The organism is Psychroflexus salis (assembly GCF_014640175.1).
In the GTDB taxonomy this organism is placed as follows: Bacteria; Bacteroidota; Bacteroidia; order Flavobacteriales; family Flavobacteriaceae; genus Psychroflexus; species Psychroflexus salis.
The window spans coordinates 158,345-169,985 of the sequence record NZ_BMGL01000007.1 but is presented as its reverse complement, the minus strand read 5'-3'; the positions used below and the strand labels follow the sequence as shown (position 1 = coordinate 169,985).

The following is an 11,641-nucleotide window of genomic DNA, read 5'->3' as shown; positions in this document are numbered from 1 at the left end:
GATATTATGGAGTTAATTAAAGTAGAAAAAGAAACACCCAATATAGCTTTAGAAAATCATTCCAACCCAACTAAAAATAAAAGTGAATTTATAGGTGGAAGAACAAGAAGTGTAGAGCTTAATCATTTAAAAAATGATTGTATAATTCCTGTGTTTTCAAAAGATAATGAAACCACCATTTCACATTATCAATTTATTAAAAAAGCTAAAGATGTTATAGCAGATTTGTTTAATGGATTTGATGTTTCAGAGCCAAATATTAGAGTTTCTCATCAAATCAAAGGAAGAGTTCCAACAGCTATTGGAAAGCCAGTAAAAGAGCTCCAGGAGCATGAAAAAACTATCTATTATGAACGTTGTGCTTTTTTAATGGAGCTAACTCAAATTGAAGAAAGTATTTCAGGTAATCCACTAACCTTGTCAATAGGTGGAGTAAGAGCTTACAATCAAGAAAATCTATACAGTAGAAAGAACTTAGAAAAATTCAAAATCTTTATAGGTTTTCAAAATAAAGTGTGCTTAAATCTTTGTGTTTCAACAGATGGGTTTTCAAATGAAATAAGAGTTGGTTCAGTTGATGATTTAGAAAATAAAATGATAGAACTTTTTCAATCTTATGATAAAGACCAACACTTAACAACCTTAGAAAGTTTTTCTAAACTTCAGTTAGATGAAGAATCTTTTGCTCATTTTATTGGTAAGGCAAGGATGTATCAGCATTTATCAAAAAAAGATAAGGCAAGAATACATCCGATGCTTTTAAACGATGGGCAAATAAACCATGCGGTAAAACAATATTATGAGTGTCCAAATTTCAAAAGAGATGCAAATAATAATATTTCGTTGTGGAACTTGTACAATCTTTTTACAGAAGCAAATAAGACCACCTATATAGATAACAATATTGAACGAAACGTAAATGCTTATGAGATAATAAGGCATATCGCAAATTCAGAGCAATTTGATGAGTTTTCTTGGTACTTACCAAATTAATAATATAGCTGTTTATTGATTGTAATACTTTATATCCACCTAAATGAAAAAGAAAAGACTAGCCTTTATTTTGAAGTTTTGCTCGCCTAATCAAATTTATATTGTAGATGAAACAAATCAACTTGATACTAGAATCTGCCCATTTAAAGTAAAAGTAAAAAGAGATATAAACAGCTTAAAAAAAAATCAATTGGTCATAGTTGAATCAGTAAAAGTTACTGAAAGCTTTATCACTGTTTTTATTATTAATGGAAAGCCCTATTACTATTATCACTTTGAAATCATCTAATAGCTATATAATATTAGGTTTTATGCTGTATTTTGGTGCAAACCTTTTGAGACGGTTTTTAGCCTTAAAAAAACCACTGAAAATGGTAAGAAGTAAAAAGCCTTACTATAATTATAGGTAAGGCTTATTATTTTTGAAAAATAAGTTAACAAGTCAACAAAATATAGAAATATGATACATGCAGTAAAACTTAATTTGCAAAAGTTAATCAATGAAAAAAAATTTATAAGAGTTCAAGAAGACTTTTACATGTTAAGCGAAAGAGATAAATATACAAAATTGACTAAACCTATTTTAGTAGAATTTTCTACCATTATTAAAAAGCCAAATTTTGAAGATAGTTCAAAAGATCAATATGTTGAAAAGTTCTTTTACAAAGATTTTTTAAAACCTAAATTAAAAAAACTCAGTGCATATTACATTGAAACTGATAAATCAAAAATTAAACTTAATGGAATATATGGTGATGAATCTTTGGAAAAATATTCTGAACAAAAAATCAAGTATTACCAAGGCTTGTTATTAAAATTAGAAACATCTCAACACCTTCCAACAGATGTAAAAGCCTTACTAAAAAATGAACTTAATAGTGTTATAGACTACTATTCGTCAAAAAGAATGACAAATTCAATAATGCTTAAAAAAAGGATTGTTCTAAAATGGCGTAAATCAGATTTTTTAATTTTAATGACTCTACTAAGAGAAAATAAGCATATTGATCCGAGTATCACAGATGCAGAATTAGGATTAATTATTGACGAAAATTTTTCTTATTATAATTCTAAAAACGGTGAACATCAAGCCTACAAAAACTCAAGAAAAAAAATAGGAGAAATTAAGAACTCTTCTAGATCTTTTGAAAAAGCTTACACAAGGTTAAAGGAAATTTTTAAGGAAGATGACTTTTACGAAGCTTTATTTCGGTGATTGAATAGTAGGGGACTTTTTTTGACCCCTTCTAACTGTCTGTTGTTGTGGTATTTTTGTGTTGTGTTTCAATTTATCCGAAGAAATTAGGAGCACAACAGTTAAAGCCCTGCTGATAAATGGGCAAAATAAAAAATTTAAAAATGAAAAAAATTAAATTTTGGGAGAAAACCCAAGGAAAAATCAAAATTAACAATATGAAGCTTATAAATTTTTTAGAATTAAATGGATTTTACAGGTGTTCAGATAAAGTTATAAATGAAGAAATTGTAAGAATAGATAATAACCTTATTAATGCTTCTAGTATAGAAGAGATTACCTATTTTTTAAGAGAGCACCTAACAGCAATTAATGAAGAAGAAGTACTTCAAAAATTAATAGAAGGAATAGGATCATATATTAATAAAAGTAAACTGAATTTTCTTAAACCTGTAAAAATAAATTCAGATAGAGATGAAATATATAATTCTAGATTTTTCTTTTTAAATGGTTTTTGTGAAATTGATAAAAACGAAATAGTATTTAAAAAATATGCTGAATTGAAATTTTGCATATGGAAAAGTAGACTTATTAAACATGAATTTAAAAGTGATTATTTAAAAACTCAAGAAATTGGTCAATTTGAGAAGTTTTGTAAAAAAATATCAGGTGAAATAGAAAAAAAATTCAATTCTTTTCAGACTATTCTCGGTTATTTAATGCATAGAAACCGAAGAAAAGAAGCGGGAAGATGTGTGATTTTTTATGACGCTAAAATGAGAGAGAATAATCTTGCAAATGGTGGTTCTGGTAAATCTTTAATTCAAGATGCAATTGGAAAATGCAGACAAGCTATTCAATTCGATGGTAAGGAAATTAAAAAAGGAAGTTTCTTTAAAAATCAAAGACTTGATATTACATCAGATATAATCATATATGATGACCTAAAGAAAGGGGTTAATTTAAATGATTTTTTCTCTGTAATCACTGGAGATATAGAAGTAGAAAAGAAGCGTAAATCCGCGTTCATAATACCTAAGCATTTGGCTCCTAAAATGCTGATTTCATCAAATCATTACGTAAACGGAACAGGCGGATCATCGGACAGAAGAAGGAGATGGGAGTTTGAGCTTGAAAATTATTTTGATGATAAATATACACCTGAAGATGAATTTGGTAATTTATTTTTTGAAGATCACTGGAGTAGTAAAGAATGGAATTTATTTTATGTGTTTATGATGAAATGTGTTTCTAGCTATTTGAAAAACGGCAGACTTGAATTTAAGGATGATAATTTGGCGTTAAGTATTTTAAAAGATAAGACAAGCCATAATTTCCCTAATTTTGCGATGCGAAATATCAAAATAGGAACTATTTATGATAAAAACAAGTTGAAGGACAAATACAATAAAACACTAGAAAGTGGTAGTGAAATCTCAACAAGTATGTTCCATAAATTTTTAAAAAATTATTCAGAATATTTAGGCAATAAATACAAATATATTTCCACGTCTTCTGGTGGAGTTAATAAATTCTCGATTATTAGTAAAATTAATTTTCTACCTAATTATAGAAAATTTTTTATTAAAACCCAAGCAAATGAGAAAATTTAAAATTTACAAAACAACAAACAAGTTTACTAACGAAAGCTATATTGGAGCTACTACTTATTCAGTAGAACAGAGAAAGCTAGACCATACAGAAAGAGCTAATAGAAACGAAGATGGTAAATTTTATGAAGCTATTGCAACTTATGGAGAAGATGCATTTGAATGGGAAACCATTGATACAGCAAGCTCAGTAGATGAACTTGCTAGAAAAGAATCAAAGTACATATTAGAGTACAATTGCGTTGAGAACGGTTATAATTCAGATAGGGGTGGCGGTATAAAAAAATCCGTCTATCAATACAATATTAAAACAGGAGAATTAGTAAGTCAATTTAAATCATTAGAAGCTGCAGCAGCATCAGTTGGATTAACTAAGAATGCTATAAGCAACGCTTGCTTAGGTTATGCTAATACAGCAGGAGATTTTTATTGGTCATATGATTTATATGAAGTTTTACAGAGAGAAGATTCAAGAAAAAAGAAAATAATACAATTAACACTTGATGGTTATGGAGTAGAAATCTTTGAATCTATTGCTGAAGCTTCTAGATCAACTGGAATAAACAAATCCTGTATTGCCAAAGTATGCAGAAATGAGCGTAAATCTGCAGGGGGGTATAAATGGATTTTTAAATAATACCTAATAAATAGATTAAAAAAGAAGGTTAGCATTGATTTGCTAGCCTTTTTTGTTGTTGGACATTGGTTATTCTTAGTTAGATTTAATCGATATTTACTTTAAAACTACATTAGTTTAAAATCCTAAGCTTTGCCTAAATAAACATTTCATTTAATTTATGTATTTTGCAAATACAATAACCAGAAAGCAATGTCCATAAATATAAACCAAAACCCTGAACAAATAGCGAGAGATAGAATCGATAAAATGTTAGTTCATTCTGGATGGTTGGTTCAATCTAAAAATGAAATAGATTTATTTGCAGGTAAAGGTGTAGCAGTTAGAGAATATCAAACTGATGTTGGACCTGCTGACTATGTGCTTTTTGTAGATAAGAAGCCTGTTGGTATAATTGAAGCCAAAAGAGAAGATGAAGGACATAGATTTACAGTTGTTGAGGAACAATCTTCTAAATACGCAAACGCAAAACTAAAATATTTAAACAACGACCCTTTGCCTTTTGTGTACGAAAGCACTGGTACTATAACTCGTTTTACGGATTATAGAGACCCAAAACCCAGAGGTAGAGCAGTATTTTGGTTTCATAAGCCTGAAACAATTGCAGAATGGCTTAAAAAAGAGAAAAGCCTTAGAGCGAGATTGCGCTCAATGCCTGCCTTGGATGAAACTGGATTAAGACCTGCTCAAATAGTTGCTATAAATAACCTTGAGCATTCTTTCAAAAAAAACAGACCAAAAGCTCTTATCCAGATGGCTACAGGAGCTGGGAAAACATTTACAGCTGCTACTTTTGTATATAGATTGCTGAAGCATGCAGATGCTAAACGAATCTTGTTTTTGGTAGATACCAAAAATTTAGGTGAACAAGCTGAGCAAGAATTTATGACTTTTCAGCCCAATGATGATAACCGAAAATTTACTGAATTATACAACGTACAGCGATTAACTTCAAGTTATATAGCGACTGATAGCCAAGTCTCTATTTCTACCATACAACGCCTATATTCTATCTTAAAGGGAGAAGAACTAGAAGAAAGTGCTGAACAAGATAATCCTAATGAAAGTAGTTGGCTGAAAAGTAAAATGTCTGAAAAGAAGGCTATTCCTGTGGAATATACGCCAAGAGTGCCTATTGAACAATTTGACTTTATTGTAATAGATGAAGCTCACCGTTCCATTTATAATTTATGGAAGCAAGTCTTAGATTATTTTGATGCATTCCTTATAGGATTAACCGCTACTCCTGATAAAAGAACGTTTGGATTCTTCAATGAAAATGTAGTAAGCCAATATACTTATGAAGAATCTGTGACTGATGGAGTAAATGTACCCTATGATGTCTATACAATTGAAACTGAAATTTCTCAAAAGGGAGAGACTGTTAAAGCAGGTTGGTTTGTAGATAGGCGGGATAAGCTAACTAGAAAGAAAAGGTGGCAACAAGAAGATGAAGATACCGAGTATAAACGCAACGATTTAGATAAAAAAGTAGTCAATCCTAGTCAGATCAGGAATATAATACGTGAATATAAAAGAGCTTTAAAAACCACAATTTTCCCAAATAGAAGTGATGAAAACGGAGACTATGAAGTACCAAAAACTTTAGTTTTTGCCAAAACCGATAGTCATGCAGATGACATTATAAAAATCATCCGTGAAGAATTTGATGAAGGCAATGATTTTTGTAAAAAAGTAACTTATAAAATTGAAGAAGATCCCAAGTCAGTCTTAAATAGATTTAGAAATTCTTATCATCCACGTATTGCAGTGACAGTAGATATGATAGCTACAGGAACAGATGTAAAGCCTTTAGAAGTACTGCTCTTTATGCGTGATGTAAAAAGTGTCAACTACTTTGAGCAGATGAAAGGGAGAGGAACTAGAACCATTAATAAAGATTCACTACAATTGGTATCCCGAACGGCAAATAGTAAAACACACTTTGTTATTGTAGATGCTGTAGGTGCCACCAAATCCAAGAAAACAGATAGCAGACCCTTAGAACGCCAACCAAGTGTTGCGATGAAGGATTTACTTGGCGCCATTACAATGGGTGTGGCAGAAGAAGATTTGTTTTTGTCTTTAGCCAATCGTTTGATACGTCTGGAAAAGCAAATTACAGATAAAGAGAAAGATAAAATTCTTGAATTATCTAAAGGTAAAAACCTAAAGCAAATTACAAAAGAGCTCATCACAGCTTTTGACCAGGACGCCATTAATGAGAAAGCCCAAACTAAAATTGATAAAATTCCTATTGAGGACAGAACACCAACACGAGTTGAAGAAACCAAAAAGAAAGCTCAGGAAGAATTAATAAATGAAGCCAGCAAAACGTTTAATGGAGAATTTAATGACTACCTTGAAAATGTTAGAAAAATTCACGAACAAATTATTGACCATGTCAATATAGATACGGTGACTAAAAGTGAATGGGACACCAATTCTGTAGATAAAGCCAAAGCAGTAATTAAAGATTTTAATGCGTATTTAGAAGCCAACAAAGATGAAATAAAAGCCTTGAGCATCTTTTATAATCAACCTTATAACAGAAGGGAAATCACCTTCAAAATGATTAAAGAGGTAATGGAAAAAATGAAGTTGGAAAAACCTTTATTAGCACCAGATTATGTTTGGGATGCCTATTCACAAATTGAAGAGGTGAAAAGCAAGCAGCCTAAAGATGAACTCACTGCCCTAGTATCTTTAATTAGAAGAGCATGCGGAATTGACAGTAAACTTGTAGCCTTTGATAAAACTATCGATGAAAACTTTAAAAACTGGATTTTTAAACAAAATGCAGGAAAACACAATAGATTCAACAAAGAGCAAATGCAATGGTTACGAATGATAAAAGACCATATTGTGAGTAGTTATCATATCGAGATTGACGATTTAGATTATACGCCTTTCGATAACCAAGGTGGCAGAGGTAAAATGTATCAACTGTTTGGAAATGACATGGAAATAGTAATCGATGAATTGAATAAAGTATTAGTAGCTTAGGTATCATGATATGCACATAACAAATTGTTATTTTTGCATATTACTTAAAATTAGAAAATGTTTTATAGAAGAAAAATTATATTGTCAATGCTTGAATTATTTGATGATGAACTTGAAAAATTTCAGCTTCAAAAACTATTGATGCTTTTAGGTTTGCAACAAGAAAAACCAAGTTACTATTTTGTACCCTATAAATATGGTTGCTTTTCATTTCAAGCTAATGCAGATTTATCTACCATGCGTAAATATGAATGGGTAACTGAAGATGTTAAATCATGGAAAAGAACTACAACGCAATCCTACATCAATGAATTAAAACAAAATGACAAATTAGCATTGATTGAGCTAAAAAAACATTTTACTGATAAATCATCTGAATATTTAATAAAACACACATACCGTAACTTTCCTTATTACGCTATTAATAGTAAAATAGCTCATCAAGTATTAAATAGTGATGAATTGAAAAAGGTGAAAAAGCAAATTCCAAAATCTTCGAAAAATGCGCTTTTTACAATTGGTTATGAAGGAATAAGCATTGAACAATATATCAATAAATTGTTGAAAGCTGATGTGAAAGTTCTATGTGATGTAAGGAAGAATTCGTTTAGCATGAAATACGGATTCAATAAATCTCAGTTAAAAATGGCTTGTGAAGGCGTAGGGATTCAGTTTCTACATGTTCCAGAAGTGGGGATTCTTTCTGATAAAAGAAAAGAACTAAATACCCAAAAAGACTACGATATTTTATTTGAAGAGTACAAAAAAACTGTGATTCCAAAAACGATAAGTCAACAAGAACAAATTCATGACTTAATTAAAAAACATGACCGTGTTGCCATTACTTGTTTTGAAAAAGACATCTGCCAATGTCACCGAAAACATTTAGCTGAAGCCATCTGTGGGTTGCCAGAATTTAAATACGAATTAATCCATCTGTAAAAATGCCAGTAAAAAAAGTCTTGCTCACCGTAACCACTTACCCACTTCCTTCAAGAAGTTATGATGAACTGGTTTGTACAGCAGGAGTTTTAGAGAATGGTGAATGGATAAGAATTTATCCTATGCCTTTAAGTTTTCTGAAAGGTTTAAAAAAAGAAGGAAAAGTAAAACAAACAAAATACACCTGGATTGAACTTGATTTAAAAAAACGTACAGACGATTTTAGACCAGAAAGTTATTCTCCTAAAGATTATGAGTTTCAAGATTTAGCAGTAGGTGAAACCTTAGATACAAAACAAAATTGGCAGTTGCGAAAAAACTATTGTCTCAATAATGTATATACCAACATGAATACATTAATTGAAGAAAGCAAAGCTCCCCAAAACAAATCCTTAGCTACATTTAAACCTGCAAAAATTCATCGTTTACTTATAGAAAAAGACGAATCCGAATGGAAACCTGTGTGGCAAGCACTGCAAAACCAAATGGATTTGTTTGCAGATGAAAAGCAAACACCTGAAAAAGCTTTCCCAAAAGTGCCTTATAAGTTTAAGTACGAATTTGAAGATGAAACAGGTAAAAAACGAAATTTGATGATAGAAGATTGGGAAATTGGGCAGCTCTATTGGAATTGCTTAAAAAATTCCAATAATGATGAAACCATTGCTTTAGAAAAAGTACGCCAACAATACGAAACCAACTTTATCAACAACAAAGACATCTACCTATTCTTGGGAACTACCAAAGAGTGGCACACCCGAAGGTCAAAAAATCCTTTTGTCATTATAGGCGTATTTTACCCTAAAAAAGATATTCAAACTAAATTATTTTAAATAAGCAGCATAATGGAAGAAGATTGCCTAATAAATTATAAAGATGCTGTTTTTAAAATTTCCACTACAAAACAAAAATTAAAGCAGAAAGAGTATTTGAAGATTGGAGAAATACCTGTTATTGACCAAGGTCAAAATGTTATAGGAGGATATACTAATGATAAAGATAAAATTCTCGAATGTAAATTACCAGTAATTGTATTTGGAGACCACACAAAAAATGTAAAACTTGTTAGTTTTCCCTTTGCACCAGGAGCAGATGGAACAAAAGTTTTACAACCAAAAAAGCATATATCACCCAAATATTTATCTTATATAACAGAAGTTTTAGTATTCAAAATAAAGGATAATGGATATGCAAGACATTATCAACATATTGAAAAAGAATACTTTCCATTAAAATCTGTTCCCATCCAAAAAGCAATCGTCAAAAAAATAGAAGCCTTATTTTCAGATTTAGACCATGGCATAGCCGACCTTAAAAAAGCACAAGAGCAACTCAAAATTTATAGACAAGCGGTGTTGAAAAAAGCGTTTGAGGGGGAGTTGACGAAAGAATGGAGAGAAAAACAAACAAACTTACCTTCTGCTGAAGAATTGTTAGATAAGATAAAAGAAGAACGACAAAAGCACTATGAACAACAATTAACTGTTTGGAAAGAAGCTGTTAAAGCTTGGGAGAAAAATCAAGAAGTAGGAATAAAGCCAAAGAAACCTAAAAAGCTCATTGATTACCCAGAAATTGAACAATCAAGCACATTACCTATTTTAAACTTGGGTGAATTAGTTTTCCAAATTTCAAACAAAATGATGCCTGAAGAAGCACCAGAATTTCCGTTTATTGGTATGGACTGTTTAGAAAAAAATGCTCTTAAACCTTATTTTACATACAAATTCAAGGAATTTAAAAGTGCAGGAAATTGGTTCAATACGAATCACGTTTTATATGGTCGTTTAAGACCTTACCTAAACAAAGTTTATCAAGCAGAATATGAAGGTGTTGCTTCAGGGGAATTTATAATTTTAGAAACGATTAAAGGTTTTAATCCTAATTATTTAAAACTTATATTACATCAGCAAGATTTTGTTCATTGGTCAAATAACCAATCCGCTGGAGACAAACCGCGAGTTAAATTTGACCAAATTGCACTTTATCCAATACAAGTTCCAACAATGACAGAACAACACCAAATCGTCAAAGAAATAGAATCTCGTTTATCGGTTTGTGATGCTGTAGAGCAAAATATTAGTGAGAGCTTGGAAAAAGCTAAAGCCTTGCGCCAGAGCATTCTTAAAAAAGCTTTTGAAGGTAAATTGTTAAGTGAAGAAGAAATTGCTCAATGCAAAGCTCAGCCCGATTATGAGCCAGCTAGTGTGTTGTTGGAAAAAATAAAAAAAGAGAAAAAGAAGTAGCAACTTGTGTAAAAATTGCAATAGTTGGAAAAAAATAAATGGATAAACAAAACCAAATAGAGATTTACAAAGCCAATGATGGTACTACTCAAATTAACGTACAATTTGAGCAGGATACGGTTTGGCTTACTCAAGCACAAATGGCAGAACTTTTTGAGACTACACCTCAAAATATTACAATGCATCTAAAAAGTGTGTACAAAGACCAAGAATTGGATGAAAAAGCAACTTGTAAGGATTTCTTACAAGTTCGAAAAGAAGGAACAAGAACCGTAAAACGAAAGCAGCTACACTATAACTTAGATTCCATAATCTCGGTGGGTTACCGTGTAAAATCTAAACGTGCAACACAATTTCGAATCTGGGCAAATCGTGTTTTAAAAGACTATTTGGTAAAAGGATATGCCGTTAACGAAAAACGTTTGGCGCAAAAAGAACAAGAAGTTCAGCTACTAAAAAGTGGCATTCAAATCTTAAGCAGAGCCATTGAAGAGAAAGCAGCAGATAATGAATGGCTAACAAAATTTTCTAAAGGTTTAAGTTTGTTAGACGATTACGACCACGAACAACTAGACACGCAAGGACTCACAACCAAAGAAGCCAAATACCCAAGTTTAGACGATTATGAAAAGCTAATTCGTCAAATGCTCACCGAATTTGACACTGATGTATTTGGCAAAGAAAAAGATAAAGGCTTTCAAAGTTCTGTAGCGCAAATTACCAAAGGCTTTGGTGAAGTTGACTTTTATCCAAGCTTAGAAGAAAAAGCAGCAATGCTTTTATATTTAATTGTAAAAAACCATTCATTTGTAGATGGTAATAAAAGAATTGCAGCCGCCTGTTTTCTTAAGTTTTTACAACAAAATCACATGCTTTTCAACACAAAAAATCAACCTATAATTAGTAATGATACACTAGCCAGTTTAACCCTTTTTATAGCTTCAAGCAAATCAGAAGAAATGGAAATCGTAAAACGGTTAGTAATTAGCGTATTAAATAGAAATAAATAAAG

At 31.1% G+C, this 11,641-nt stretch carries 10 protein-coding genes; all 10 read left to right on the top strand.

Translation table 11 applies throughout. The annotated features are described in order from the left end of the window. Positions 1 to 6: 6 nt before the first annotated feature. The 10 genes from IEV63_RS07285 to IEV63_RS07240 all read left to right on the top strand — a co-directional run bounded on the left by IEV63_RS07285 (position 7) and on the right by IEV63_RS07240 (position 11,639). Positions 7 to 993: a DUF3871 family protein gene (locus tag IEV63_RS07285; RefSeq protein ID WP_188406137.1), complete on the top strand. Its 987-nt coding sequence runs from the start codon at positions 7 to 9 to the stop codon at positions 991 to 993. Positions 994 to 1,036: 43 nt separating this feature from the next. After that, the gene (locus IEV63_RS07280; protein WP_188406136.1) at positions 1,037 to 1,282 is read left to right on the top strand and encodes a hypothetical protein; all 246 of its coding nucleotides are present in this window, start codon (positions 1,037 to 1,039) and stop codon (positions 1,280 to 1,282) included. A gap of 171 nt (positions 1,283 to 1,453) precedes the next feature. Then, positions 1,454 to 2,209 carry a hypothetical protein gene (locus IEV63_RS07275; protein ID WP_188406135.1) on the top strand — a complete coding sequence of 252 codons (756 nt, stop codon included), beginning with the start codon at positions 1,454 to 1,456 and terminating at the stop codon, positions 2,207 to 2,209. Positions 2,210 to 2,352: 143 nt separating this feature from the next. Beyond that, a complete protein-coding gene (locus IEV63_RS07270) occupies positions 2,353 to 3,801 on the top strand; it encodes a primase-helicase family protein (protein ID WP_188406134.1) in 1,449 nt (482 codons plus the stop codon). Next, positions 3,788 to 4,435, top strand: a complete 648-nt coding sequence (locus tag IEV63_RS07265; RefSeq protein ID WP_188406133.1) for an NUMOD1 domain-containing DNA-binding protein — start codon at positions 3,788 to 3,790, stop codon at positions 4,433 to 4,435. The genes IEV63_RS07270 and IEV63_RS07265 overlap by 14 nt, the downstream gene beginning before the upstream one ends. Positions 4,436 to 4,627: 192 nt before the next feature. Then, on the top strand, positions 4,628 to 7,441 hold the full coding sequence (locus tag IEV63_RS07260; protein ID WP_188406132.1) for a type I restriction endonuclease subunit R: 2,814 nt from the start codon (positions 4,628 to 4,630) through the stop codon (positions 7,439 to 7,441). Positions 7,442 to 7,528: 87 nt separating this feature from the next. Then, a complete protein-coding gene (locus tag IEV63_RS07255; protein WP_229737204.1) occupies positions 7,529 to 8,383 on the top strand; it encodes a DUF488 domain-containing protein in 855 nt (284 codons plus the stop codon). A 2-nt stretch (positions 8,384 to 8,385) separates the two neighbouring features. After that, positions 8,386 to 9,216, top strand: a complete 831-nt coding sequence (locus IEV63_RS07250) for a DUF8757 domain-containing protein (RefSeq protein ID WP_188406130.1) — start codon at positions 8,386 to 8,388, stop codon at positions 9,214 to 9,216. A gap of 12 nt (positions 9,217 to 9,228) precedes the next feature. Beyond that, entirely contained in the window at positions 9,229 to 10,629 is a 1,401-nt protein-coding gene (locus IEV63_RS07245; RefSeq protein WP_188406129.1) for a restriction endonuclease subunit S, read from the top strand. A gap of 38 nt (positions 10,630 to 10,667) precedes the next feature. Then, on the top strand, positions 10,668 to 11,639 hold the full coding sequence (locus tag IEV63_RS07240) for a virulence RhuM family protein/type II toxin-antitoxin system death-on-curing family toxin (RefSeq protein ID WP_188406128.1): 972 nt from the start codon (positions 10,668 to 10,670) through the stop codon (positions 11,637 to 11,639). The last annotated feature ends 2 nt before the right edge of the window (positions 11,640 to 11,641 follow it).

Bases quoted from the DNA above. Each gene is read 5' to 3' on its own strand.
- IEV63_RS07285 (WP_188406137.1), top strand. From the start codon at position 7: ATGGAGTTAATTAAAGTAGAAAAAGAAACACCCAATATAGCTTTAGAA.
- IEV63_RS07280 (WP_188406136.1), top strand. From the start codon at position 1,037: ATGAAAAAGAAAAGACTAGCCTTTATTTTGAAGTTTTGCTCGCCTAAT.
- IEV63_RS07275 (WP_188406135.1), top strand. From the start codon at position 1,454: ATGATACATGCAGTAAAACTTAATTTGCAAAAGTTAATCAATGAAAAA.
- IEV63_RS07270 (WP_188406134.1), top strand. From the start codon at position 2,353: ATGAAAAAAATTAAATTTTGGGAGAAAACCCAAGGAAAAATCAAAATT.
- IEV63_RS07265 (WP_188406133.1), top strand. From the start codon at position 3,788: ATGAGAAAATTTAAAATTTACAAAACAACAAACAAGTTTACTAACGAA.
- IEV63_RS07260 (WP_188406132.1), top strand. From the start codon at position 4,628: ATGTCCATAAATATAAACCAAAACCCTGAACAAATAGCGAGAGATAGA.
- IEV63_RS07255 (WP_229737204.1), top strand. From the start codon at position 7,529: ATGCTTGAATTATTTGATGATGAACTTGAAAAATTTCAGCTTCAAAAA.
- IEV63_RS07250 (WP_188406130.1), top strand. From the start codon at position 8,386: ATGCCAGTAAAAAAAGTCTTGCTCACCGTAACCACTTACCCACTTCCT.
- IEV63_RS07245 (WP_188406129.1), top strand. From the start codon at position 9,229: ATGGAAGAAGATTGCCTAATAAATTATAAAGATGCTGTTTTTAAAATT.
- IEV63_RS07240 (WP_188406128.1), top strand. From the start codon at position 10,668: ATGGATAAACAAAACCAAATAGAGATTTACAAAGCCAATGATGGTACT.